23 protein-coding genes are annotated in these 25,646 nt (G+C 64.7%); 10 read left to right on the top strand and 13 right to left on the bottom strand.

Annotated features, from left to right (window positions below):
* A partial coding sequence (locus tag ACM42_RS10125; protein ID WP_271527781.1) for a hypothetical protein occupies nucleotides 1-242 on the bottom strand: 242 nt, incomplete at its 3' end.
* A 423-nt stretch (nucleotides 243-665) separates the two neighbouring features.
* Nucleotides 666-1,385, bottom strand: coding sequence for a hypothetical protein (locus ACM42_RS10120; protein ID WP_271527780.1), 720 nt, complete (start codon nucleotides 1,383-1,385; stop codon nucleotides 666-668).
* A 161-nt stretch (nucleotides 1,386-1,546) separates the two neighbouring features.
* Between ACM42_RS10120 and ACM42_RS10115 the strand changes: the two genes are divergently transcribed.
* The 3 genes from ACM42_RS10115 (at nucleotide 1,547) to ACM42_RS10105 (ending at nucleotide 7,643) form a co-directional block, all read left to right on the top strand.
* Complete coding sequence (locus tag ACM42_RS10115) at nucleotides 1,547-2,368, top strand: hypothetical protein (protein ID WP_271527779.1); 822 nt, start codon at nucleotides 1,547-1,549, stop codon at nucleotides 2,366-2,368.
* A 219-nt stretch (nucleotides 2,369-2,587) separates the two neighbouring features.
* A complete protein-coding gene (locus ACM42_RS10110; protein WP_271527778.1) occupies nucleotides 2,588-6,646 on the top strand; it encodes an autotransporter domain-containing protein in 4,059 nt (1,352 codons plus the stop codon).
* A gap of 469 nt (nucleotides 6,647-7,115) precedes the next feature.
* Nucleotides 7,116-7,643, top strand: coding sequence for a 2'-5' RNA ligase family protein (locus tag ACM42_RS10105; RefSeq protein WP_333921662.1), 528 nt, complete (start codon nucleotides 7,116-7,118; stop codon nucleotides 7,641-7,643).
* A gap of 61 nt (nucleotides 7,644-7,704) precedes the next feature.
* Here the strand turns inward: ACM42_RS10105 and ACM42_RS10100 are convergent, their stop codons facing one another.
* Together ACM42_RS10100 and ACM42_RS10095 are read right to left on the bottom strand one after the other, a co-directional pair.
* Nucleotides 7,705-8,730 carry an alpha/beta hydrolase gene (locus ACM42_RS10100; RefSeq protein ID WP_442868919.1) on the bottom strand — a complete coding sequence of 342 codons (1,026 nt, stop codon included), beginning with the start codon at nucleotides 8,728-8,730 and terminating at the stop codon, nucleotides 7,705-7,707.
* A 150-nt stretch (nucleotides 8,731-8,880) separates the two neighbouring features.
* Nucleotides 8,881-9,516 (bottom strand): TetR/AcrR family transcriptional regulator, encoded by a 636-nt coding sequence (locus ACM42_RS10095; protein WP_271527776.1) that lies wholly within the window; start codon nucleotides 9,514-9,516, stop codon nucleotides 8,881-8,883.
* Nucleotides 9,517-9,632: 116 nt separating this feature from the next.
* On the opposite strand from ACM42_RS10095, the gene ACM42_RS10090 reads away from it, so the two are divergent.
* Both ACM42_RS10090 and ACM42_RS10085 read left to right on the top strand, forming a co-directional pair.
* Nucleotides 9,633-10,397 carry an NIPSNAP family protein gene (locus tag ACM42_RS10090; protein WP_271527775.1) on the top strand — a complete coding sequence of 255 codons (765 nt, stop codon included), beginning with the start codon at nucleotides 9,633-9,635 and terminating at the stop codon, nucleotides 10,395-10,397.
* Nucleotides 10,398-10,428: 31 nt separating this feature from the next.
* A complete protein-coding gene (locus ACM42_RS10085) occupies nucleotides 10,429-10,650 on the top strand; it encodes a glutathione S-transferase N-terminal domain-containing protein (RefSeq protein WP_271527774.1) in 222 nt (73 codons plus the stop codon).
* 712 nt (nucleotides 10,651-11,362) lie between these two features.
* Here the strand turns inward: ACM42_RS10085 and ACM42_RS10080 are convergent.
* On the bottom strand, nucleotides 11,363-12,559 hold the full coding sequence (locus tag ACM42_RS10080; protein ID WP_271527773.1) for a hypothetical protein: 1,197 nt from the start codon (nucleotides 12,557-12,559) through the stop codon (nucleotides 11,363-11,365).
* 398 nt (nucleotides 12,560-12,957) lie between these two features.
* Between ACM42_RS10080 and ACM42_RS10075 the strand changes: the two genes are divergently transcribed.
* Nucleotides 12,958-14,448 (top strand): amidohydrolase family protein, encoded by a 1,491-nt coding sequence (locus ACM42_RS10075; RefSeq protein WP_271527772.1) that lies wholly within the window; start codon nucleotides 12,958-12,960, stop codon nucleotides 14,446-14,448.
* Nucleotides 14,449-14,451: 3 nt separating this feature from the next.
* Nucleotides 14,452-15,381 carry a CobW family GTP-binding protein gene (locus ACM42_RS10070; RefSeq protein ID WP_271527771.1) on the top strand — a complete coding sequence of 310 codons (930 nt, stop codon included), beginning with the start codon at nucleotides 14,452-14,454 and terminating at the stop codon, nucleotides 15,379-15,381.
* A 48-nt stretch (nucleotides 15,382-15,429) separates the two neighbouring features.
* On the opposite strand, the gene ACM42_RS10065 is transcribed toward ACM42_RS10070, so the two are convergent.
* From ACM42_RS10065 to ACM42_RS10030, 8 genes are all read right to left on the bottom strand, one after another.
* Nucleotides 15,430-15,825 carry a GFA family protein gene (locus tag ACM42_RS10065; protein ID WP_271527787.1) on the bottom strand — a complete coding sequence of 132 codons (396 nt, stop codon included), beginning with the start codon at nucleotides 15,823-15,825 and terminating at the stop codon, nucleotides 15,430-15,432.
* Between the two features lie 289 nt (nucleotides 15,826-16,114).
* Nucleotides 16,115-16,588: a hypothetical protein gene (locus tag ACM42_RS10060; RefSeq protein WP_271527770.1), complete on the bottom strand. Its 474-nt coding sequence runs from the start codon at nucleotides 16,586-16,588 to the stop codon at nucleotides 16,115-16,117.
* Between the two features lie 11 nt (nucleotides 16,589-16,599).
* Nucleotides 16,600-17,100 (bottom strand): hypothetical protein, encoded by a 501-nt coding sequence (locus tag ACM42_RS10055; RefSeq protein WP_271527769.1) that lies wholly within the window; start codon nucleotides 17,098-17,100, stop codon nucleotides 16,600-16,602.
* A gap of 316 nt (nucleotides 17,101-17,416) precedes the next feature.
* The gene (locus ACM42_RS10050; RefSeq protein WP_271527768.1) at nucleotides 17,417-18,316 is read right to left on the bottom strand and encodes a polysaccharide deacetylase family protein; all 900 of its coding nucleotides are present in this window, start codon (nucleotides 18,314-18,316) and stop codon (nucleotides 17,417-17,419) included.
* A 2-nt stretch (nucleotides 18,317-18,318) separates the two neighbouring features.
* Nucleotides 18,319-19,128 carry an ABC transporter permease gene (locus ACM42_RS10045; protein WP_271527767.1) on the bottom strand — a complete coding sequence of 270 codons (810 nt, stop codon included), beginning with the start codon at nucleotides 19,126-19,128 and terminating at the stop codon, nucleotides 18,319-18,321.
* Nucleotides 19,118-19,975: an ABC transporter permease gene (locus tag ACM42_RS10040; RefSeq protein WP_271527766.1), complete on the bottom strand. Its 858-nt coding sequence runs from the start codon at nucleotides 19,973-19,975 to the stop codon at nucleotides 19,118-19,120. The genes ACM42_RS10045 and ACM42_RS10040 overlap by 11 nt, the downstream gene beginning before the upstream one ends.
* Nucleotides 19,976-21,025, bottom strand: coding sequence for an ABC transporter substrate-binding protein (locus ACM42_RS10035; RefSeq protein WP_271527765.1), 1,050 nt, complete (start codon nucleotides 21,023-21,025; stop codon nucleotides 19,976-19,978).
* Nucleotide 21,026: 1 nt separating this feature from the next.
* On the bottom strand, nucleotides 21,027-22,148 hold the full coding sequence (locus tag ACM42_RS10030; protein WP_442868918.1) for an ABC transporter ATP-binding protein: 1,122 nt from the start codon (nucleotides 22,146-22,148) through the stop codon (nucleotides 21,027-21,029).
* Nucleotides 22,149-22,347: 199 nt separating this feature from the next.
* Here ACM42_RS10030 and ACM42_RS10025 point away from each other — a divergent pair, with 199 nt between their 5' ends.
* The 3 genes from ACM42_RS10025 to ACM42_RS10015 all read left to right on the top strand — a co-directional run bounded on the left by ACM42_RS10025 (nucleotide 22,348) and on the right by ACM42_RS10015 (nucleotide 25,646).
* The gene (locus ACM42_RS10025; protein ID WP_028178463.1) at nucleotides 22,348-23,118 is read left to right on the top strand and encodes a GntR family transcriptional regulator; all 771 of its coding nucleotides are present in this window, start codon (nucleotides 22,348-22,350) and stop codon (nucleotides 23,116-23,118) included.
* Nucleotide 23,119: 1 nt separating this feature from the next.
* A complete protein-coding gene (locus ACM42_RS10020) occupies nucleotides 23,120-23,776 on the top strand; it encodes an aspartate/glutamate racemase family protein (RefSeq protein ID WP_271527763.1) in 657 nt (218 codons plus the stop codon).
* Between the two features lie 148 nt (nucleotides 23,777-23,924).
* Nucleotides 23,925-25,646, top strand: coding sequence for an AMP-binding protein (locus ACM42_RS10015; RefSeq protein WP_271527762.1), 1,722 nt, complete (start codon nucleotides 23,925-23,927; stop codon nucleotides 25,644-25,646).

Genomic DNA, 25,646 nt, shown 5'->3' with positions numbered 1-25,646 from the left:
TCGGCCTTATCGGCGAACATGATCAGTTGCGATGCGTTCTCGCTCTTGATCGCATAGTCCTGCTTCAAGCGCTTGGCGACGGCGCGGACAAGCTCGTTCGGCGTGGGGTATACCTTACCTTCCGTAGTGGTAATTGTGCCTTTCACGCGCTTCTTGAGCTGCGCATAGTCTTGAAAATGCACCGCGACGCAATAGCGGTCGTTGTGATCATCAATGAACTTATTCCACTGAACATTCGGCACTCGGGGCTCCTGGAATTGGATGGTAAGGCGAAAGAAGGCGCGACTACAACCCGAGCGCCTGACCTCGTCAATAGACCGGACCACTTCGTATCGAGTGCCGGCATCAAGCGCGCCTCCTGGCTCTCGGACAGATTTCCGTCGCGATTTTCTCCTCGATATGAAGCTCGTTCTCCGACATACTGGCACCTTCGTCGAAGTTTGAAATTATATCGAAATTTCAATTACATAAGAGTTCGCAGTTTTGTTCTGGGTGGCGCGCCACGCTGCAATCCCGCGGTCATTTACGATCTGGACTAGGGCGCGGGCCGCTCCCTTTCAGTCGTCCATTCGCTGCGCTGAGAAAGCATCCTCCCCAGCGCAACACTTGATCGCTCGTCTTTTGGCGTTGGGTGCTCACCGGTTCGCGAATCCGCCGATCCGAGGTCAGAGCCGATCGGGGATATCAAGATATCCCATGCGATCCATGACGCTGCCCGCGAGAGCCACCTTGTAGACGGCTTCGGCGAAGCGCCTGTCGTCGACTATCCGGCTCAGCCTGCTGTTGCCCAGGTGCTGCGGCAGCAGCCTGCAAACCGGATCGAGCATCTCAATTTCAAACGGCACCATGACGCCGGCAGTCATCGAGAATGTCCCAGGTGTAAGGAGCCTGGTGGCGATCAGTTCTCCATCGTCCATCGAACTTTCGAGCCCGACGTCGAGCAGCCATACTTTCGAGTTGCGAACAATATCGGTGGCGATCAGGCCCACCTCGTCGTGCCGCTGCTCGATCATGAGTATCGCGAACTGCGACCGACGCATTGCGTCCAGCATCACCGCTTCGTCGGATTGCGCCTCGAACCTGGCTGACTTCGCGTAGCGATCGATCGCCCGCGAACGATCCGCCGGTGCGGTATAAATGGCAAGGTCGTAGACGTAGTACATCTCGTCCATGTCTTCGAGAAGCAACGTCTTTCCTTGCGCCAATCCGAGCCTGCGTGCGTGATTCAGTAAGGCATCGGTGGATATATACTTGAGGACTTCCTCGTGAACCTTCTTGGAGATTTCCCGAAGGTGCAGGTAGCGGGCAAGGATGTCCTTGCGCGTCGAAGGCATGTCGGCGCCCGAGGCGAAGATCGACTGCTGTTGGGCGAGGGGAAGTGCCATGAAACTCTCCCGGGTTGGGTCGCCAGCTTTCGTCATCGTTAGCGATGCGCATTGATTCGCGAAACAGCAGTGTCCATTATCGACAGTGTGAAACTGATCCGCCCCTCGAGACGAGCGGGTCGGGTCCGGCGTTGATTGGAAGGCGCGTACCGAGAGTTACAATGGGCCGGAAGAATCGGGTTCCACTTGGCGATCGCGTTGCCATGGCAGGCGAAAGGGCGCTGGCCGCCCGGCAATTTGTGAGCGCCACCGACATCCTCATCGGGATCGGGTGGCTTGATCCCGGAGCGGTCGAGCGCTGGCAGCGCGGGCAGGTCGCCTGCCTGGAGGAAGTTGTCCAGATCGATCCGTCGCGTATCGCCGAAGCCATGCAGCTATTCCAGACCTGGGCGACCGCGAAAGGACTGATCGCAAGCCCCACAGCCTATGTCGATCGTACGCCGCAATGCCGGGAGCTGCGCTTCAGCCGAAGCGGAGATCCCGGGATCGAGGCGTCGTATCGGACACATTGGGTGTCGCCGCAACTCTCCGAGGCGAAGCGCGAACGCCTGGCGGAGAAGGCAAGCCGCGGCCCGGAACTGGTTGTTATCCAGCCGTTGAACATGGAGTGGACATGCCATCGCTGCGGCGGCTCCGGTGGTCTCCTGATGATGGAGCCTCCCGGCCCGGCGTGTCTGCACTGCGTTGGCCTCGATGATCTCGAATTTCTGCCGGCAGGCGATGCCCTGCTCACGCGGCGCGTGAAGGCGAACAGTACCCGATATGCCGTCGTGGTACGCTTCAGCAGAACTCGCCGCCGTTACGAACGACAGGGCCTGCTCGTCGAGCCGCGGCCCTTGCGGACGCGCGGTGATCGAATCTCGATCGATGCGCCTTGTCGAATACCACCGGAACGTCAATCACATACGAGTTCGCAGTTTTATTCTGAATGGCGCGCCATTCTCACGCCGGCGACCGCGCATGCCGTTGAAGCCCTGACGTAATTTCCGGGGATGCACGGGCGTTTCCCTCGCGACGATGTTGGCGGCCGACGTGAGGTCGGACGTTGGGCCGGAATCTGAAGTCATGTGTCGTGCGTGCATCAGTACTCTTCGGAATCTGCACCTGAGACGCTCGGCACATTGCCCGGTCGGCCGGCCTGCTAGTGCTCGGCGAAGACATCGATCGCATGAAGCGCGCAGGGCGCGGGGGCGTTGGGATTCATGGCAAAGTTGCGCGCGCGCGTCAGGCGAGGTTCGAAACTGGGCATCGGCTTGTTGAGCGGCACCGCGTTGTCCTCGGTGGTTTTTGTCCTTGCGCTCGGGCCATCCAGTCCAGCGCTTGCGGCGGGCGGCGCCGGCGCTGAAGGAAGCGGGAGCTTCCTCGGGACCGGGACCGGCGGCGATGGCGGATCAGGCGCCATCGGACATAGCGGCGAAACGGGCAATGCCGGTCAGAATGGCACTGGCGATTTCGGCGGCGGCGGCGGTGGCGGTGGTGCCGCCGGCGGCGGCGCGGGTGGGGCCGGTGGACTCGACGGCAGCGGTTCGGCCTCCGGCGGCGCCGGAGGCATCGGTGGCACGAATGGTGCCACCAACATTACGTCCGTGTCATCGGGATCAACGATCAGTGGCGGCGCGGGCGGCCAGGGGCAGGCCGGGGTCGCAACGTCCTCCGGGCTTGGCGGAGGCGGCGGCGGAGGCGGCGGAAGCGGCGGCTATGGCGTCGTCGAAACCACGTTTCTCACGCTCGCCAATTTCGGGACGATCTCCGGAGGTTCCGGTGGTGCCGGCGGGCCCGCCGATGGTGCGCGGGTTGGTTACGCCGGTGACGGCGGTGTCGGCGCCATTTTCACCGCCGGCGGTGTTCTCAACAATTTCGGCGTCATTTACGGCGGCAGCGCCGGCGATACCAGCGGCTTTGATCCTTCCCTGGCGGGAGCTGCCGTCGTCGGAAGCAATCTCACGATCCTGAATGCGGGAACGATCGCCGCCGGCAATGGCGGCAGTCGCCCTGCGATTGACTTTCTCAGCGGCTCAAACGTTCTGCAACTGCTGTCCGGCTCCTTCATCAACGGCAATGTCAATATCGAAGCGGGCGCCAGCCTGACCATCGACCAGAGAAGCGCCGGCGTCGACGCAACCTTCGGTATTCCCTACACCACGGCCCTTGTCGGCTCCGGAGTCCTCTCGATCGACGCCGGCGCACGGACGCTGACGCTGAACGGTTCGAACAGTGGTTTCACCGGCACCACGAATCTGGTTAGCGGAACGACGGTCATCAATAATGCCGGCGGGCTGGGCACTGGCACGATAGAGTTTACCGGCGGGACCGCCGGTTCGACGCTGGCGGCACAATTCAGCGGCACGTTCGGTAACGGCATCAATATCGCAGTTGGTAATTCAGCCACGATCGGTGCCGCCGCGGGCAACACGCTGACACTCGGCGGTAGCTTCGCCTACGGTGGCGGCACGGGAACGACGCTTACCTTCGGCTCGGCGACGGCGACCGGCACCGTGCTGTTCGCGCCAAGCAGCCTGACTTTGAATTCTGGCGGCGCCCTTGCCATCGATGGCGGGGCCCTGTTGGTTGGCAATTCAAACGGAGCCAACCTTCTCGGCGGTCTCAGCGGCACCGTCGTGGAGAGCGGTGCTTCGCTCGAGCTCCAGGGTGGCCTGTCGATCGGCAATTCGCCTTTGACGCTCAAAGGCGGCGGCGTCGCGAACGGCGGGGCGCTGCGCAACATGTCCGGCAACAACAGTTTCGCCGGCGCCATTACGCTGGGATCCGACGCGCGCATCGATTCCGATGCCGGCCGGTTGTCGCTGACCGGGGCGATCACCGGCGCCGGCCAAACCCTGACGTTCGGCGGCGCCGGCGCGATTCTCGTCAGCAACACGATCGCGATCGGCGCCGGCGGCCTGACCTATGACGGGACCGGCACGCTCACGCTCTCAGGCGCCAACACCTATACGGGCGGCACCATCATATCGAGCGGCACGTTGCAGCTCGGCAATGGCGGGACGACGGGATCGCTGGTCGGCAATGTCGTTGACAACGGCGTGCTCGCGATCGATCGCTCCGATACCCTGACGTTCGCCGGCGCGATTTCTGGCAGCGGCACATTTCGGCAGGATGGGAGCGGCGCCACCGTTCTGACCGGCACCAACACCTATAGTGGCGGTACCATCATCTCGAGCGGCACGTTGCAGCTCGGCAATGGCGGCGCGACGGGATCGCTCGTCGGCGATATCGTCGACAACGGCGTGTTCGCGATTCGTCGCTCCGATACCCTGACGCTCGCCAGCGTGATTTCCGGCAGCGGCATATTTAGGCAGGATGGGAGCGGCACGACCGTCCTGACCGGCACCAACACCTATAGCGGCGGCACCATCATTGCGAGCGGCACGTTGCGGCTCGGCAATGGTGGAACGACGGGATCGCTCGTCGGCGATGTCGTCGACAACGGCGTGTTCGCGATCGATCGCTCCGATATTTTGACGCTTCCCGGCGTGATTTCCGGCAGCGGTGCGTTCCGGCAGATCGGGACCGGAACGACCATCCTCTCCGGCATCAATGCCTATGCCGGCGCGACGACGGTCAATGGCGGCACGCTCGCGGTGAATGGCTCGATCGCGTCGTCCAGCCTGCTGACCGTCAATTCAGGAGGGACTGTCGGGGGCACCGGCACCTTGTCGTCGACAGTCATCGCCGGTGGCGGCACGCTGGCGCCCGGCAATTCCATCGGCACGATTTCGGTGAGCGGCAGCCTGACCTTCGACACGGGCGCGAGCTATGCTGTCGAGGTTTCGCCGAACGCCGCGGACCGCACCAATATCACCGGAACGGCCACGCTCGCCGGCACGGTGAACGCGGTATTCGCCCCCGGCAGCTATATGGCGCGCAACTATACGATCCTGTCCGCGGCCGGTGGGCTCGGCGGCACCACCTTCGATCTGCTTACGACAAGCGGTCTACCAGTCAATTTCACGGCCAGCCTGAGCTATGGCTCGACCGATGTGTTGCTGAGCCTCAAGGCGGCGCTGGGCGCACGGCAGGAGCTCGCGACCAATCCGTCGAACGTCGCGAATGCCATCAACGGTTTCTTCAATGGTGGAGGCACGCTGCCCCCCGGTTTTGTCACGGTGTTTGGGCTGTCCGGCGCTCCGCTCGCCGGCGCGCTCGCCCAGCTCTCCGGCGAGGCCGCCAGCGGGTCGCAGCAGACGACCTTCAACGCGATGTCTCAATTCATGGGCGCGATGACCGATCCGTTCGTGCTCGGTCGGAGCGACGGCGTATCGGCGTCGACCGGCGCTGCGCGGTTCGCCGATGCGGCCGCGGTCGCAGCCTACGCCTCCACCGGCGGCAAAAGCTCCACCTCCGAGCGGGACGCCTATGCTGCGATCTTTCGCAAGGCCCCGGTGACGGCAGGTCCCCTCACGCAAGGCTGGAGCGTGTGGGCCGCGGGCTATGGCGGTACGCAGACCACCGACGGCAACGCCACGACGGGATCGAACACCGCGACCAGCCGCCTGTTCGGCACGGCCGTCGGTGCCGACTACCGGTTCTCGCCGAACACCGTTGCGGGCTTCGCACTCGCCGGCGGCGGCACCAATTTCAGCGTCGCCAATGGCGGCACCGGGCGGTCCGATCTGTTCCAGGCCGGCGCGTTCGTGCGGCACACCATGGGTGCGGCCTATCTCTCGGCGGCGCTGGCCTATGGCTGGCAGGATGTCACCACGAGCCGCACCGTCACCATCGCCGGGATCGATCAGTTGCAGGCGCGCTTCAACGCCAATGCGTATTCGGGCCGCGTCGAGGGCGGCTATCGCGTCGCGATGCCGTGGATGGGCCTGACGCCCTATGCGGCCAGCCAGTTCGTCATCTTCGATCTGCCGGCCTACGCCGAGCAGGCGCTGTCGGGCGCCAATACCTTTGCATTGAGCTACGGCGCCAAGAGTGTCACGGCCTCGCGGTCGGAGCTCGGCTTGCGAGCCGATAGGTCGTTCGCGCTCGATGATGCGGTTCTGACGCTGCGGGGACGCGCGGCGTGGGCGCACGACTTCAATCCGGAGCGCTCGATCGCGGCGACCTTCCAGGCGCTGCCGGGCGGGTCGTTCGTGGTTAGCGGTGCGGCGCAGGCGCCCGACGCGGCGCTCACCACCGCATCCGCCGAGGTGAAATGGCTCAACGGCGTTTCGCTGGTGGCCACCTTCGAGGGTGAGTTCTCCAACGTCACCCGCAGCTACGCCGGCAAGGGTGCCGTTCGGTATGCGTGGTGACGCTCGCAAATAATGAGTGGGCAACGAGCAAACTCATCGGGCGGCCCGGGCCAGGTTGCCGCGTATGGTGGCCCCGCCAGCGCGCTTAGCTGTCGTGGTCGCTGTCAGTGCTTTGAGAGGCTATAGAAGATATCGTCTGGCGCGGGCGGAGCGCCGCCGCCGCGCTGCCAGGCTTGCGACTTATCCCGGATCTCGCCCGGTGTCAGGCCGAACTTCCGGCGAAAGGCCCGGACGAAGGTCGAGTCGCTGCTGAACTGCAGATCAGGGCCAGATCGATCAGCCGGCCGGTCTGCTCCGCGGGCGAAGCGCGGCCGCTGCACCTGGCGACATTACGGTGACAGTGCACTCAATTCCGTCGTTCGCTACTCGATATCGGCGAACCCATGCAGCCAGCTCTTTATGGAAATGGCAATTAAGTGCACTGTCACCGCAAGCGTGATTGTTCCGCCCCTTGGGTGAGCCTTTGGCATTGGCGATCAATATCCGGGCCGATAACGATTCAGCAGGCGAGATCGAGCGGCTGTGGGATCAGGTTGCCGCGTTCGAGGTCGAGCCCTCGATGCGCGCCCTAAGGTATCGGCCGCATTTAACATTTGCCATCTACGACTCGCCTCGGGCTGACGAGAAGGCTGCGTGGGACGTGATGCAGGCAGCCATTGCCGGCGAGACGCAACTGCGGATCGCGTTCAAACGAATTTGCTGGTTCGAAGGCTCTCCGCTCGTTCTCTGGGCCGAGCCGGAGGTCGACGAAACCCTGGTTCGCATCCACGGCGCCATCAGCGCGGCAATCGATCCAGCACATTGTCGTCCTCATTACCCGCCTAGCGCCTGGACGCCCCATTGCACGCTCGGCACTGCCGTTGCCGATGAACGGCGCGATGATGCGATGGCCTTTGCGCGGGCCTTTGATCGCAGCATTGAAGTGCTGTTCGACGTGGCGGACTGCGTCGTCTTTCCACCCGTGCGGATCATCGCCGAGCAAAGATTACCGTCGTAATTGACGTCGCTTGGGCGTCATCGATTGCAAGGCATCAATCTCATGCGGCACAGCCGCTCTCTCACGCCGTCGTGCCGTCGATCGAGCGGCGGATCACGCGCTGCACTTCCGCATTCGACAGGAACAGGTCGTGGTTGATGATGCCCCAGCCTTCCTGCGAGGCATCGACCACGCGCACACCGAGCCGCGCGATGGCGGCCTTTTCGGCCGCGCCGACCCTCGTCATTCCGCCTGCGATCTGTCCGGACAGCGCCAGTGCGCGATCGTTCGTCGCGGCAATCACGGTGATCTTGCCGGCCAGCGGGCCGATGCGCTGGACCGCCGACGAGAACACGTCCATGTCGATGTCGGGCGCGGCAAACACCACCGCGCCGATCTTGCTCGTGACCGTATCGCCGTATCGCCCATAGAGCTGACGCAGGCTTTCGAGCGTCAGCATGGTTCCCATGCTGTGCGCAACGATGTGCACGCGGCCGCCGCCCGGAGCCGACACGAGCGCCGAGAGCACGCGTTCGAAATCGTCGCGAGACCACATCGCGCTGTCGCGGTCATAGGCATAGTCGAACAATCCTGCCCTGGAGGGCCAGGAAAACGCCATGGTCCGGCCGCGGAACTTGATCCCATCGGAGAGATGGGCGGCGTCCAGCACCGCGGTTTCGAATGTCTGCTTGAAGCCGTGCACATAGATCAGCACGTCTCCTCCGCCGGCCTGCGCGGCGAGATCGCCGGCGTCGGCCGACACCGGTTCGATCCGATCAAGACGCCAATCCCCGAGTCCTACGGAGGCGAGAGAAAGACGGCTCTCGTCCGGCGCGACCAGCCTGGCCCGCGCGACCGTCATGCTCGTCGCGCGCTCCGGCCCGAACCAGGGTTTCGTACGACCGCCGTTCGCGGGCTTGCGCGTGGTGGCGACAAGCAAGGTGGGATCGGCGGAGAGGGACGATGCGTCAAAGCGCGCGCCGGTGGCGCCCAGGCCGGCGCATCCACCGAGCGCAAGGGCACTCCCGGCCGACACCAGTCCGCCGAGGAGGGCGCGGCGCGAAACGGCATGACGGGAGTCGCGTTGCAGAAGACGTCGGACGATCACACGGAACCTTTGGGAACTTTGCCCACCGTAAGCCGCCCCGCCCAACTCCCTGAATGACAATGGGGGCGAGAAGACGGCAGAGCCGCTTTGTGGTCGGACGGACTGCATCGCGCTCACGGCCGGCATCCGGTGAGCTTTTGGTTCGAGACTCTATCTTCTCTTCGATCGCTGCCGCCGCGCGTGATCCTCGAACAGGGCGGCGAGTTGCTTTGCACAGCTCTTGAGCGGCAGCGAATCCTGCCGGGCTTTTGCGATCGCCATCGCGCCCGAGTAGGAAGCCACCACAAAGGTCGCAAGTTCGTCGGGGCTATCGTGCCTCAGTTCGCCAGACTTGCGATCGGCCCTGAACTTGTCGGCGATCGCCCGCTGCCAGCCGTCAAAGACGTCCTGGATCTCCCTGCGGAAGTCAGGGTCAGCCAACGACAGCTCAATGGCGAGGTTGCCGAGCGGGCATCCAATCACGCTGCCGCGCTTGTCCAGTGTGGTGGCGATGGCGGCGAACGTCTGCCTGATTCCTTCGGCGCCGGTTCGAGCCAACCGCACAGGCTCGATCCAGGTTTGCTCGACCGCGGACGACACCCGCTCGCGGATGACCGCGAGTCCAATGCTCTTCTTGGTCGGGAAATGATGATGCATGGCCCCGGCCGTCACCCCCGCATCGCGCATGATCTCGTGAGTCGTGGTCGAATGATAGCCGCGCGACTGGAAGGCCGCGGCAGCGGCGTCCAGCACGCGGCGCTTGGTCTCGTCGGGGGTGTTCGATCGGCTGCGCGCCGGCGCCGGCATCAACGTAATCCTCAAGGCTTCAGTTCCGGAAAATAGCACCTTGACAGAACAGGTCAACCGGTCTGTATTACAAACAGATCAACCGGTCTGTTTCGGGAGATGTCATGGAGAGTTGCATGACGCGGGCATCAGAGAGCCTGACGGAGGCGTTCGCCAGTCCGATTATCGATCTCCGGCAATACACGCTCTATCCGGGAACGCGCGACGATTTCATCAACCTGTTCGACGGTCAGTTCGTGGAGACGCAGGAGGCCTGCGGCATGACGCTGATCGGGCAGTTCAGGGACCTCGGCGATCCCAACAAGTTCGTATGGATGCGCGGCTTCGATAGCCTGACCTCGAGGATGCAGGCGCTGAATGAATTCTATTTTCACAGTGAGGCATGGGCGCGTTGCGGCGAGCAAGCCAGGTCAAACATGATCGACAGTACCGACGCGTTGATGCTGAAGCCGATCTGCCCCGAGCGCGCATTTCGCCTGCACAATCCAGCGCTACGCCCGGCGCTCGAATCGCCACTTGCCCCGGGCCTGATCGTGGTGACGCTGTATTATCTCCCCGACCGCCCGGAGCCGGATTTCCTCGACTTTCTCCGCAACGCCGTAGAGCCGTCGCAGGCGCGGGCGGGCGCCAGAATCGTCGGCCTTTTCACGCGCGAATACAGTGCCAACGGTTTCCCGCGGTTGCCGCTGCGTGAGAATGAGCATGTGGTGGTGTCATTTGCCGCCTACGACAGCATTGATGCGTATCATCGATATCTGACGGCGATTGGCCAGGACGGGCATTGGAGGTCGGACGTCTACCCTGCCTTGGTCCGCAGGCTGTACGGCAGGCCGCAAGTCTTGCGGCTGTCGCCAACCTCGCGCTCGCTGTTGCGGCCGTAACCGCAAGCTCCCCAATCGAAGGCAGACTGCGATGAAAAGCGTCGAGCCGACCATGCGCATCTATTCCGGTCCGCTCAGCATGTTCGGGGCCAAGGCCGAAATCGCAGCTCGGGAGAAGGGGCTTGATTTCGGACTGATCATGGTCCCCTTTGTTTCGGCTTACGAGCCCAAGCATCCCGAGGTCGTGAGGGTCAATCCGAAGCAGCAGGTGCCGGTGCGGGCAGGCTGCGAAAAGGAAGGTCGCTTGCATTGATGGGAGGGTGACATGCAGCTTCTTGAGCCAACCGACGATGCCGTCCAAGCCGCGCTGGGAGATTACGAGAAGCTGCTCGCTACCGGCGATGTCGAGGGAATAATTCTTGCCCTGCCTCGTCGGGCAAACCAGCCGGAACCGCTGTCAATCCCTCCTTGCGAAAATATTCCACTTTACCGAAATTCGGATTTGTCGTATGTGTCGGCCATCCCAGCCCACGAAAGGGGCGGTCGTACGTCGTCACGAACGCGGGCCGGGTTGCGGTGGACGCGGGCGGCGTTAAAGGCGGTTTGTTGCGTGCAGGGCGGGATGAACCTCGTGAGCATGGCGCGGACCGCGAAGACGGACGGCGCCCATGTCCGGCGGAGCCTCTCGGCGAAGCCGGATGGCCTGCGTACGGCGAAACCGTGTGGTCCTGGCCGTCGTTGCTACGGTCAAGCCCCGGCGAAGGCGTCGCTCGCGTCAACCGGCGCGGTGCCGTGAATTTCGTCGAGGCGAGGGAGGCCAGAAGGAACTCGGCTCCCGGGAGAGCGCGGCATACGCCGTCAAACCATCGCGCAGGGAAGGCCTGGTTTCGGCTGCCCTGTGTCTCCCCTGTGCATTGCGCGTGCATTCGTTCAGCACGGGGGTCTTATGGGTGCCGGCCGGCGCCCGGTCTTCCCTGCGCCCTTTCTTTCCGCGAGGGTGAGGCGAACCACATGACTCGGGCAGATCACGCCGCGAGGATGCGAACGCATGTCGATCTGACAGCGATGGATTTCGCCACGCACCATTTCAACTCACAGCGCTCGAGCGCGTCGCGCGATGGGGCCATCGGCAGCCAGTCCGGGATCCGGCGCTTGGCGAGCCAGTATGGCCGCCACAGCGACACCCAGCTTTCGCGGTCGAGCGGTGTCGCTCCCCACTCGCGTTGTCCCATGTCGATCTCCGGAAGGGCATGCATGTGCAGCCATTGACGCGCCGCCCACCACTGCTCGCGCGAGACATCGCCGTTGCCGGCTGCCTTGAGCTCGACGATGTTCGGCAGCGGATCGCGATAGTGACGAGCGATTCGCAGCGTTGCGACCCGTTCGCCGTCCTTTCGCATGCTCCAGATTCGAGAACGGTTGTGTACGAGGTTCGGGCCATAGGAGTTGAGGCAATTTCTCATCGCTTTCGCCTCTTCAGCGATGGCAGCCATGGAATCCAGCGGCACGAATTCGTAGCCCGCGACATGGCCGGCTCGCAGCCACATGTCGGCGATCGGCAGACGGCCGAGGTTCACATGTAAGGTCGCGATTGTCCGCCAATCGTGCGCGGCCGAATGGGCGGCATCGATCCGCATGTCCGGGCTCCACGGTCTTTCGATCAACCGATGTCCGGACGTCGCGGGTTCGCTGGAAAACCACACCCAAAGACAGAGGCGCCGCAATCGCGCAGGATTCACCCGCCGCGGCGCGCGCACATACTCGCGCGCGATCCACGCGGCCATCGGCTCGTGCGCGAGTTCGGCGGCCTCGGACACGAGCTGAAGCCATGTCGGTGCCATTTTCGGAGAGCGCGGAAGGTGGTTGGCGATCTGCCGGCGAAACAGCTCACCGTCAGGCAAGCGCGGGATCGGACGCACGAATGCCTCGGGCGGCAGCTTGCGCAGCCAGAGGGGCAGATCGGCGAACACCGCGGCTTGCGCGAGGGCGACGCCATCGATCACGCCCGCGATCGCGCGTGCGGGATCGAGCCGTGCCCGCGGAACGGCGAGCGCGAACAGCAACGCAGGAAAGCTCGCGGCAAGGTCAGCCAGGCGCGGGTGCCGCATGACCAGCGCGCGCACCGCGTCCTGGACGCGCGAATGATAGCGCCGAAGCCGCCGTTCGAGCAGCTCGGAACGCCCGGCCACCTGGTAGGGGGCCGGCAGGACATTGATTGTCATGACACAGGTTCACAATCGCGCGCCAACAGGCCGCGTTGATTCGATCTGATATGAGGTCTTGTGATCTCATCCGGGAATCGATCCCGGATGGACGCGCTAAATATCGCGCGGCGAACCCGGGAAGCGTGCAGTCGTAGACATGATCGCCTCCAGAAAATGAATTTGTCCGCATCCCATAGCTCGGCATCGCCCGGCATGCAACCCGAGACTGCATCCAGCCGCGCGATCCGGCATTGCCGCGCAGCCAACACGCATGCAGCATCGGCATCCGCGGCGGTGGTCGTTCCCGCAAAAATCTGCATCATGCGCGTCGGGACGGTGCGCGATGCGGCCGCTCTCGTCCTCCGAAGCTGCCGGGCCTTCGGGGGCTCTGGCTTTCAACTTCTTGGAGTTTTGACATGAGCGGCTTGGTGATCTCTGGCGGCCGGGTGGTGGATCCCGCGAGCGGGATGGATGCCATCGGGGATGTGGCGGTGGTGGACGGCAGGATCGCCGCCGTCGGCACGGGCCTCGGCGGCGCCGAGCGGGTGATCGACGCGACCGGCCTCGTGGTCGCGCCCGGCTTCATCGACCTGCATGCCCACGGCCAATCGATCCCGGCCGACCGCATGCAGGCGTTCGACGGCGTGACGACGACGCTCGATCTCGAGGCCGGCGTGCTGCCGGTCGGGTCGTGGTACGAGCGCCAGGCGCGGAAGGGCCGCGTGCTGAACTACGGCGCCGCCACCAATTGGGCCTTTGCCCGCATCGGCGCGATGACGGGCTCCAATGCGGAGAGTTCGCTGGAGGCATTCGGCAACGCCATGCGCGACCGGCGCTGGATCGACAACGTCGCGACCGATGCGGAGGTCGCCGGTGTTCTCGAGCGCCTCGCCCGCGGCCTCGACGAAGGCGGCATCGGTATCGGCATCCTGAACGCCTACGCGCCGGGCGCCGGCGTGCAGGAATTGACCGCGGTGTGCCAGTTGGCTGCCGCCAAGGACGTGCCGACCTTCACCCACGTCGCCTTCATGTCGCGCATCGACCCCGAGAGCGCGGCGGAAGCCTATATCCGCCTGATCGGCTATGCCGGCGCCACCGGCGCACACATGCACATCTGCCATTTCAACTCGTCGAGCAAGACCGACGTCGAGCGTTGCCGCGTGCTGATCGAGAAGGCGCAGGCGCAGGGTCTGCCGATCACGGTCGAGGCCTATCCTTACGGCACCGGCTCGACCGTGCTGGCCGCCGCCTTTTTCAGCGATCCCGAGTTCGTAGAGCGCAACGGCACCGGCTACGATTCCGTGCAGCGCGTCACCGATGGCTATCGCTTCCACGATCGCGAGGAATTGCTCAAGGCGCAGGCCGAGGAGCCGTCGTCGCTGGTGCTCTGGCACATCCTCGACACCGAGAACAATGCGCATCATCGCGACCTGCTTGACATGTCGGTACTGTATCCCGGCGGCGCCATCGCCTCCGATGCGATGCCGTGGACGCTGTCCGACGGCAGCGCCTATACCGGCGATGCCTGGCCGCTGCCGGATGATGCCACCTCGCATCCGCGCTCGGCCGGCTGCTTCACGAAATTCATCCGCGAATGGGTGCGCGAGCGCAAGACCGTGTCGCTGCTGGAAGGCGTGCGCAAATGCGCGCTTATCCCGGCGGAGATCTTGTCGCAGAGCACGCCCGCGATGCGCGCCAAGGGCCGGCTCGCGAAGGACGCGGATGCCGACATCGTCGTGTTCGATTACGAGAAGCTCTCGGACCGTGCGATCTTCACCGCGATGAACCGACCGTCGGAAGGCGTGCGGCATCTCGTGGTCAGCGGCCAGCCGCTGATCTCCGACGGCGTGCTGGATGTGGCGGCACGGCCCGGTAAGCCGGTGCGCCGCCCCGTCGTGGAGGGCTGACCCATGCCGGTCCCCATTCTCCTGGTGACGGGTTTTTTGGGGGCCGGCAAGACCACGGTCGTCAACCATCTGCTGGCGCATGCGGAGGGGCGGCGGATCGCCGCCGTGGTCAACGATTTCGGCGCGATCAACATCGATGCGGAGCTGATCGCGGGCGCCAGCGACGGCGTGGTCAGCCTTGCCAATGGCTGCATCTGCTGCTCGCTCGAGGGTGATCTGTTGCGCACGCTCTCGACGCTGCTGCGGCGTGATCCCAAGCCTGAGTATATCGTCATCGAGACCAGCGGCGTCGCCGATCCCGCCGACATCGTCCGCAATCTGATGGACCCGGTGATCCTGCGCGAGGCGCGGCTGGAGACGGTGCTCTGCGTGATGGACGCGACGGCACCGCCCTCGGCCCTCGACGATGCGCTCCAGCGTTCGCAATTGCGGGTCGCCGATATCGTGGCGCTCAGCAAGCTGGATCTGGCCGACGCAGACGCGGGAGCGCGCATGCGCGCGGCCATCCGCGCGCTGCGTATTCCCGCCGTCGTGGTCGATGCGCAGCATGGCGAGATTCCTGCCGCGCTGCTGTTTCCCGCGGAAATCGATCGCCCGCCCGTGCCGCGCGAAGTGGGCCCGCGGCGACCGGCAGAGGAGCGCTTCGAGACGCTGAGCTGGACCTCGGACAAGCCGGTCTCGCTGCCCCGCTTGCAGCAGGCCATCAACCGACTGGCGCCGAAGCTGGCGCGCGCCAAGGGATTGTTCGAGAGCATCGAGCAGCCCGGACGCCCGATGGTGTTTCAGTTCGCCGGCGGTCGCGCCACGCTCGCACCGGGCGATGCGCCTGCAGCGGGCGCGGCACGGACGCGGATCGTCTTCATCGCCGAGCTTGGGGTGCTCTCGAAGAAGGAGCTCGACGGCATCATGGAGGCGTGCGTTGCGGGCAACTAGCGCGATCCGCCGCTATCGCACACGTATCAGCTCAAATCGGGCGACCCCTCAATCCTCGACCGGCAGCGCATCCCCGTGCGCATACCAATCCGCACGGGAGGTCCAGTGCACATGCCGGTCGGGTGTCGCGTCCAGCTTCTCGTCGAACGCGCCGGCATGGATGATCGCCTCGCGCCCGCTGCGCGTGAGGTGCGGCATCGGGCTGCCGCAGATCTTGCAGAATGCGGTGGCAAAGCTCCGGGCGTTGGGCAGGTCGAAGCGAATGACGGATGCTTCACCGCGCAGCCATCGCAGTGCTTGCGCCTTCACGATCACCTCGCAGGAATGCGCCGTCCCAGTTGCCTTGCGGCAGCGCGAGCAATGGCAATTGAGGAAGCGCTCGAACGGTCCCTCGACCTCGAAGGCGATCTCGCCGCACAGGCAGCTCCCGCGGAATACGGCCATGTCACTCCCCTCCGGCTCGACCGGCTTCTCGGCCGTCTCTTCATGGACCGGCGGAGCACCATGCGCGCCGCGCAGCTGCATTGGCGGGAGTCCTCTCCCGCACCCCATCAGACCTTTCCGGCGGTCAATTCTCAAGAGGGGACCGTCGCGGCGCCATCCAGAACGACGATCCCAGCGGTGGTTGCGCTGGGATCGTCTGGAGGTTTCATGGAGGGCATCGAGCACTGCGCCTCCATGGCGACATGCTAGCGCAAGGCCGCTCCAGATGCGACTGGAACCCGTCAAAGCGTCAACAGAACGCCAGCGCGTTGACTGCCCGCGTGGTCGCAATCTCGTTCTCATTGCCGACGAATTGGCAGACGGCGGATTCGAGCTCGCCCGGCTGCTTGCGGCGCGCTGCCGCCAGCAGCCGCATCAACTCGGTTTCGTCCTTCGACAGGCGCCGGCAGGACGGCGGCATGAAGCACAGCTCGCACGGTCGGCCGCTGCGCAGGATTCTGACGAGTGCGGCAGCCCGTGCGACCAGCAGCGGGCTGTCGGCAACGCCGGGTGCCTCGTCCGCGAAGCGATAGGCCGCTTCCCAGCAATCGGAAGCGCCGGTGGCGTAGGCCGCTCCGATGAACCGGCACAGCGACAGCGCGATGCGGCAGAAGTCATCGTAGCCTTCGACGCTTCGTGGCGCCGCAAGCGCAGCCTTGAGCGGACAGACCTGCGACCGGCCGGCGTCCGGGACTGCAACGGAATCGCATGCATCCTGCATCATGAATGTACTCGTCAGTGCAGCGTGGGGCTTCCGACCAGCCAGCTCTTCATCGCCATCATCCGATCTTGGTCGAAAGACCGTACCTGCCGGTCGGGCAGGATGAGACCGGCCATGCGGAAGATCGTTGCAAGCCCCTGGACCGGCGCAAGCGCCCAATCGGCGCCGACGGGCGGCAGCCAGCACTCGAACTGCTCGCGGGCGACCTCGATCCGTTCCTGCTGCGCAGCGGCGATGGCACGCAGAAGTCCGTGCTCGCTGTCCGACATGCGTGGACAAGTCGGGCAATGCACTTCGATGGCCGTATGGGCCGTGCAGGCGAAGATCTCGATGATGGACTCCAGCGAGGGCACGGCGTCGCCCACGCGGAAATGGTCGTATACCTCCTTGACGTCGGCCGCGGTCGGAACGGCGCCTCCGCGGCGTGCCTTCGCCCTGAAACCCCAGATGAAGAGCCGCTCCGCTGCGCTCAGCGCAGGAAGGTCGAGGGGCCTGGTATGTGTCGATTGATGCATTGAGCCTCTGGCCTTTGGCTGCGCGCGCGGCAGAGCTGGCGCGGATGATCTGCGCCGATCGTTCCGCCAGAGACCCTTCCAAGTCAACGCTCGGAGAGGCGATGTCGAGGTGTTCTAGATTGGAAGCACTCGTATCTCGGAAGGAGCTTGCAGGCAGATCTCCCGCGGAATTGCGGGCAGAACATCTCCGGCGTCACTGGTGCAACCGCGGAGACCGGCCACGCCGCCGGCCTCGTGCTGCAATTGAGCAGCCGGCTGACGCAGAAGCTGCAATCGCTGGACGGGGTCAGCACGCTCGTTGCGGCGTGCGGGCGGCCTAGCGCGCGACTTTGCGAAAATGCGCCGCGATGTCGGCGCGTGTTGCGACCCAGACCCGACCCTCCAGCCGCGCCAGTTCGGCCAGAATGGTCTTCACGGCGCGGAAGCGCGCCGGGCGGCCGCAAATGCGCAGATGAAATCCGACCGACAGCATCGCGGAGCGGCCGCGCTCTGCCTCCTCGACCAGCGTGGTGAGTGCGGCGCTGACATAGTTTGAAAAATCCTCCGGCTGCACAAAGCCATTCGGGTGGAAGAACTTCATGTCGTTGGTGTCGAAGCCATAGGGCAGAACCAGCATCGCTCCCTGTGGCGACAGGCTCCAATAGGGCAAATCGTCGTCGAGCGCGTTGGAATCGTAGGCGAAGTCGAGCCCGATCAGGATATCGCGCGTCCATGCGCTCTGACTGCCGCGCGACATGAAGCCGACCGGTGTGAGACCGGTCGCGCGGGCGATGACGTCGCGCGCCTTCTCAATGTCACGACGTTCCGTCTCGGCATGCCCATAGAGCGCGTGCGGCAGCCAGCGCCAGCCATGCACCGCCGGCTCGTGCCCGGCCTCGACCACGGCGCGGGCAAGGTCCGGTACGCGCTCGACGGCGCGGCCGCACATCATGAAGGTGGAACGGATCTTGGCCTCAGTGAAGGCGTCGAGGAATCGCCACAGGCCGGCGCGCATGCCATAGTCGAACACCTGTTCCTGCACGAGATCGCGCACGCCCGGCGGCGATGTCGAGGCGACCTCGCCGTAGTGCTCCGTCTCCGCATCGCCTTGCTCGATCGCGAGCTCGGCGCCTTCCTCGAAATTCACCACCAGCGAGACCGCGACGCGGGCGCCGTTCGGCCAGACGATATCGGGACGGGCCCGGCCATATCCGCGAAGATCGCGTTCGATCGGCATGATCAGCGGCTCCCGATCTGGCGGCTGACGCCTCCGAAGATCTCGGCGCAGACGAGGCCGGCCAGGGTCAGCAGCACGATCACGCCGGAGACGGCGGCGACGCGCACGTCGAGGCTGCCTTCGAGGATCGCCCAGAGCTTGATCGGCAGGACCTCGGTCCGTGCATCGGCGAGGAACAGCGACACCGGAACATTGTCGAAGGAGGTGAGGAACGCGACGAAGCAGCTCGCGACGATGCCGCGGCGGATCAGCGGCAGCGTGACGCGCCGGAAGGTGTACCAGCGGCTGGCACCCAGGCTGAGCGAGCAGGTGATCAGCACCGGATTGAGCTGCTGCACCGAGGCGCCGACCATCCGGATGACGAAGGGCACGCAGATGATGGTGTGGCCGAGCACCAGCGTCGCCGCCGACAGGCGGATGCCGAGCAGGTTGAAGACCAGCAGCAGCGACAGGCCGAAGGCCATCGCCGGCAGCACCATCGGCGACATGAACAGGGCGTCAAGGACGCGCGCGATCTTCAACCGGCTCCGTGCCAGTCCGAGTGCCGCCGCGCCGCCCAGCACTGCGGAAAGGACTGTCGCCGCCGCTGCGACCTTGAGACTCGTTAACGCGGGCTCGACGATTTCCTGCGATTGCAGCAGCTCGACATACCAGCGCAGTGACCAGCTCGGCGGCGGGAATTTCAGCGTGACGCCACCGGTGAAGGAAATGATCAGCACGACAAGCGTCGGTGCCAGCAGCAGCAGCAACCCGAAGCCGGTGATGGCGCCAATGATGCCGGAGTAGACGCGATCAATGAGGCTACGCTGCATCGACGCCTCGCACGTAGCGGCGCGACAGCGCGCCGATGGCAAAGACGATGCCGGTCACGGCCAGCGTGAAAATCAGCGACAGTGACGCCGAGAACGGCCAGTCCTGCACGCCGACCGCCTGTTGGTAAATATAGGATGGCATCAGGATAATGCGCCCGCCGCCGACCAGCGTCTGGGTGATGAAGGCGGTCGCAGCGGCAGCGAAGACGAGCAGCCAGCCGGCGATGGCGCCCGGCAGCGTCAGCGGCAGGATGATGGTGATGAAGACGCGGGCGCGGCTTGCGCCCAACCCTTCCGCCGCGCGCGTGAGATTGCCGTCGAGCCGCAGCAGGCTGTTGATGACAGGCAGCGCCATCAGGGGAAGCTGGATCTGGGTCAGCGCCAGAACCATGCCCTCCCAGGTGTAAAGCAAGCGAGCCGGGGCCTGCCACAGCCCGAGCGACAGCATCGCCGTGTTGATGATGCCGTCGCGGCCGAGGAGAACGATCCAGGCGAAGGTGCGCACCACCGTGCTGGTCAGGAGCGGCAGCATGATCAGGAACGTGATCAAGGTACGCATGAGCTGGCCGCTCGCGGCGTAAACGAGTGCGAGCGGGTAGGCGAGGATCAGCGTCGCCAGTGCGACCTCCGCCCCCAGCCAAAGCGTGTCCGTCAGCACCTTGATGCTGAACGGGTCCGACAAGAAGCGCAGATACTGCGCCAGCGACAGCTCTGCGAATTGTGGCGTACGGAACAGGCTGATCGCGACAAGCGCGATCAGTGGCAGCACGAAGGCGGCCAGGAACAACGCCGCCAGTGGGATCACCGGCAGCATTTGTCGTGATGCAATCGTGCTTGCCGGCGTCATTTAGATCTTCACTTCCTTGCTGAAGCGGGTGATCCATTCGCCGCGCAGCGGCTGGAACTTGGTCCAGTCGAGCAGCACATTGCTGGCAATGAGATCGTCGAGGCTCTTGGCGACCGTGAGATTGGCGCCGGTCAGCGCCACCTTGCTGTTGGTCGGCATCATCATCCAGGGCGCCGCCTCGAGGCCTTTCTGCGTTTCGACCGACATGACCGTGTCGAGATAGTCCAGCACCGCCTTCGGATCCTGGTTGTTCTTGACGATCTGGGCGCTGGTGCGGATCACGACCGCGCCGGACTTCGGCTTGGCGAAGGCGATGTCGACGCCCTTGGCGGCGAGCAGTGCCACGTTGTTCCAGAAATTGAAGGCGATATCGATCTCGCCCTGCTGGAACAGCGCAGCCAGAGCGCCGGGCGACGCCGCGATCGCACCGACGTTGGGCAGCAGCTTCTTCATGGCCTCGAAGGCCGGCTCGATATTGGTCTCGGAGCCGCCGTTCAGCTTCGCGATCTCGACCATGAAGGCGGTGCCGAGGCTCGAGCCGAGCCCGGTGATGCCGACGCGGCCCTTGTATTCCGGTCTCCAGAGATCCTCCCACGAGGTCGGCGGCGTCGTGATCTTCTTCGGATTGTAGGCGATGCCGATCAATTGCGCGGTGATGACAGGGGCGTAGCCGTCGGGATGGCGGAATACGCTGGGGATGTCGGCATATGACTTCGACTGCTCGACCGGAAATTTCTCCAGCACGCCGCTCGCGATCGCCGGGATCAGCGGTCCCTCGTCGAACAGCACGACGTCGAAGGGGGGCGTGTTGCGCGATGCCTGGATCTTGCCGATCTGGTCGACGCCGAGCAGGGGCGTAAAGGTCACACCGCCGTCGCTGGACTTCTTGAAGGCCGGCCCGACCACCGAGCGGAAGGCTTCGTCGAAACTGCCGGGATAGGTCGTTGCCACGATCGAGGGGGCCGCGCGTGATGATGTCGGCCATCCGAGACTGGCTGCCGCCAGCGCGGCCGAGCCTGTGGTGAGCAGCGATCTCCGGGATAGGCTCATGTCAAACACTCCTTTGCTGATGCTTGGAAACGTCGTCGACCGGCGTGCTGAAGATGCTGACGCGCGAGACATCGGAGATCGCGAGCCAGGCTGTCTCCCCGGCCTGCGCTTTTGCGAGGCCGGCGGCGCGGGCCTGGCTGACCTTCACGGCTTCGCCGCTCGCCGTGACGCCCTCGGTGACGCTGACGGCGCCGAGCGGCACGGTGGCGCGGATCGTGACGGGGATGGCGCCGGGCCGTTCGGCGCCGAACGTGATGTTTTCAGGCCGGACCGAGATCGTCACCGGCGTGCCGCGCCGGCGCCGAGCCGAACGGCCGAGATCGATCTCGGGCCCGGCGTCCAGCTGCACGCGGTCGGCGTCGGTGACGGTGCCGCGCAGGAGATTGGTGTGGCCGATGAAGCTCGAGATGAACAGGCTCGCCGGGCGGTCGTAGAGCGTGTCCGGGCTGTCGATCTGCTCGATGCGTCCCTTGTTCAGTACGACGATGCGGTCGGCCATCGACAGCGCCTCCTCCTGGTCGTGCGTGACGATGATGGAGGTGACGCCAAAGGTCTTCAGCAGGCTCTTGATCTCGATCTGCATGTCGAGGCGCAGATTCTTGTCGAGCGCCGAGAACGGTTCGTCGAGCAGGACGAGGCCCGGATCAATCGCAAGCGCCCGCGCCAGCGCGACGCGCTGCTGCTGTCCGCCGGAGAGCTCTCCGGGCAGCCTTCGCGCGAACGACGCCATCTGGGCGAGGCCGAGCATCTGTTCGACCTTCGCCGCGACCACGTCCTTTGCCGTCTTGCGCGCCCGCAGGCCATAGGCAACGTTTTCGAACACAGTCAGATGCGGAAACAGCGCATAGTTCTGAAACACCATGCCGATGCGGCGGCGATTGGCCGGAATATGCTCGACCCGCGCGCCGTCGAAGCGCACCTCGCCCCGAGACGGACGCAGGAAGCCCGCGATGATCTGGAGCATCGTGGTCTTGCCGCAGCCGGACGGACCGAGGAGGGCGATCAACTCACCGGCCGCAACGGTGAGATCGATCTCGTCCAGCGCAACGGTCGCGCCGAAGGCGTGGCCGATGCCTTTCAGATCCAGCGAGAGTCCGCGTACATCGCTCAACGCCAGCTCCATCCTTCGCGTTGTCCTGCGCGAGGGGGTTAGCAATCGCCGTGCCAGCGCGGCTCGTCCGCTAAAGTCCTGTGATCATTGCGACAATTTTTAGGCGCCAAATATTGGCGCCAATATTGTGACTATATTGTAAACAGTCGAGCGGCCAGTTTGTATAAAAAATGGGCTCCGGCAGCATTCCAGAATCCTGTAGAAGCAACGCATGAAGCGAACCCGTCCCCTCAAGCGCAAGCCGAAGCGCTCCGAGCCGAAACATAGGGAGCCGGAGGCCGTCGATCCGCGCAGCATCGACGACGATCCGGTGGTCCAGGGCATCCTGACCGCGATCAGCCAGAAGCGGCTCAAGCCGGGTGCCAAGCTCGGCGAGGACAAGCTCGCCGCGGCCTTCGGTACCACGCGGATTCACATCCGCCAGGCGTTGTCCCATCTCGCCTCGCGCAAGGTGGTGATGCAGATCCCCAACCGCGGCGCCTTCGTGTACCGGCCGAGCTGGGAGGAGGCGCAGGACATCTTTGCCGCGCGCCGGATCATCGAGACCGCAGCTGTGAGCGCCGCGGTCGACCGGCTGGACAAAGCCGGCAAGGCCGAGCTGAAGGCGCATATGGAGCGCGAGGCGCGTCACGATCGCAATGACCGCTGGGCCTCGCTGTCGCTGACGGCCGAGTTCCACATCCTGGTCGCCAAGCTCGCCGGCAACCGCGTGTTGCTGGAAATGTCGCGCGAGCTGATGCTGCGAACGTCGCTGGCGATTGCGACCTTCGAGCAGCCGGGAGAGCCGGATTGCTCGCCCGACGCCCATCCCGACATCGGCGCGTTGATCCTCGCCCGCGACAAGGCCGGCGCGGTCCATGCCATGCGTCATCACATCGAGGAGATGGAGCAGCGGATCCGGCCGAAGGAAGGCGAGGATGAGGTCGACGAGCTCACCGCGATCTTCCAGGAGATCGGCGCACGGGCGCGGGCGGGCGGCTAGCATGGCCGGCCGCCGTATCCTCCTGATTAATCCGAACAGCCTCGAGGCGACCACCGCGATGATGGTGGCGATTGCCAAGTCTGCAGCCGCGGATGGCTTCGACATTGCCGGTGCCACGGCAACGCGTGCGCCCACGATGATCGTCTCGGCGGATGCATTGGAAGCAGCAGCGCCGGAGGTCGAGGAGATCGCGCGTGCCCGCAGCGGCGAGTGCGACGGCATCATCGTCGCGGCATTCGGCGATCCCGGTCTCGCCGGGATCAAGGTGGCGACGAAATTGCCCGCCGTCGGCATCGGCGAGTCCTCGATGCTGGAAGCCGCGGAGAACGGCCGACGCTTCGGCGTGGCGACCACGACGCCGCTGCTGAAAGCGAAGATCGATGCACTGCCGGACGCGCTGGGATTGCGATCGCACTACACCGGCACACGCTTCACCGAAGGCGATCCGCACGAGTTGATGCGTGATCCATCGCTGTTGCGCACTGCGCTTGCCGGCGCGGTCGAGGCTTGCATTGCGCAGGACGGTGCGGAGGCGGTGATCATCGGCGGCGGTCCGCTGGGTGAAGCAGCAGGCGCGCTTCAGCCGATCTTCACCGTGCCCGTCATTGCGCCGATCCCGTCAGCCGTGCGGCGGATCATTCGCCTCGTCGGGGCGTAACGTCTGGTTTTTCCGCGCCGCGGCATCGGCCGTGCTGCGGAAAACTGTTTTCCTTGACATGAACTCTGCCGTGCTCGACGTGTAACGCGGTCGCGTGACGGCACGTTGCGTCTCTCGCGATAAGAAAAAGCAGCACGGGAAAGACGCCATGAGTGCAGGCCTCAACGAAAAAGACTACCTCGTTGCCTTGCGCGGGTTGTGGGATAAGGCTTGGCCGAAGGGCATGCCGCGCTCGCCGAACTATCTGCACGGCGAAGTTCCCCTGACGGAATATCTGCGCGCCTGGGCGAAGCGGAGTCCGGAGCGTCCAGCAGTGATCTTCTACGGTCACGTCACCACCTACGCGGAGCTCGACCGGCAGAGCGACCGCTTCGCGGCGTTGTTGCAGGCCAAAGGCGTGCGCAAGGGCGACCGAGTCGCCGTCTTCCTGCCGAACTGCCCGCAGTTCCACATCGTGTTTTTCGGTATCCTGAAGCTCGGCGCGATCCACGTTCCCGTCAGCCCGCTCTCGCGCGCGTTCGAGCTGTCCTACGAGCTGAACGATACCCAGGCCGAGGTGATCGTCGCGTTGGACCAGCTCATGCCGGTCGTCGAGCAGGTCAGGGGCGAGGTGCGGCTGCGTGAGATCATCGTCACCAGCTTCGCCGATGTCGTGCCTGCACGGCCGGCATTTCCAGCGCCAGACTCGATCCGTGCGCCGCGCGTCGCGGTTCCAGGCGCGACCGATCTTTTGCCGGCGCTCGCTGCGATGCCGACACCTGTGCCGCTACCGCCGCCTGGGCTCGATGATGTCGCAGCTCTCAACTACACGGGCGGCACGACCGGCATGCCCAAGGGCTGCGTCCACACCCATCGCGACATGGTCTACACGGCCGCCGCCAATTACGGCATCTCGGTCCTGTCGGACGAGAGCAGCGTGTTCCTGTCGTTCTTTCCGGAATTCTGGATCGCGGGCGAGAATTTCGGCCTGATCTTCCCGCTGTTCTCCGGCGCGACGCTGGTCCTGCTCGCACGCTGGGATGCCGTCGGCGCGATGGCCGCGATCGACAAATACAAGGTCACGATCATCGCGATGCCGGTCGACGGCGCGGTCGAGCTGATGGACCATCCGCGCTGGAGCGAGTTCGACCTGTCGTCCTTGAAGCAGGTGCGGGTGGTCTCCTTCGTCAAGAAGCTCAACGCCGACTATCGCAAGCGCTGGAAGGATCTGACCGGCACGATCCTGATGGAGGCGGCCTGGGGCATGACGGAAACCCACACCTCCAACACCTTCACGGCCGGCTTCCAGGACGACGATTTCGACCTCAACAACCAACCGATCTTCGTCGGGCTGCCGGTCCCCGGTGCCGAGTTCAAGATCACCGATTTCGAGACCGGCGCGCTGCAGCCCCTTGGTGCAGAAGGCGAGATCCGCGTACGCACGCCGTCGCTGCTCAAGAGCTACTGGAACAAGCCGGAGGCGACCGCGGAGTCTCTGATCGATGGCTGGTTGCGCACCGGCGACATCGGCACCATCGATAAGGATGGTTTCCTGCACTTCCTCGGCCGCCGCAAGGAAATGCTGAAGGTCAAGGGCATGAGCGTGTTTCCGCCGGAGATCGAGGCACTGCTCGGGCAGCATCCGAAGGTGCTGGGCTCGGGCGTGGTCGGCCGTGACGATCCCGACAAGGGGCAGGTGCCGGTTGCCTTTGTCCAGCTCAAGCCGGACGCGGTCGGCACCGTCTCTGCGGAAGACCTGCGCAGCTGGTGCGCCGAGCGCATGGCCGTCTACAAGGTCCCGGAGATCCGCATCATCGAAGCCCTGCCGCTGACGGCCACGGGCAAAGTGAAGAAGCAGGACCTCAATCCAAGCCTGCCTGCTGCTGTCTGA

This window comes from Bradyrhizobium sp. CCBAU 25338 (assembly GCF_028128965.1).
Taxonomy (GTDB): Bacteria; Pseudomonadota; Alphaproteobacteria; order Rhizobiales; family Xanthobacteraceae; genus Bradyrhizobium; species Bradyrhizobium liaoningense.
This window is presented reverse-complemented; position numbering and strand designations above follow the sequence as displayed.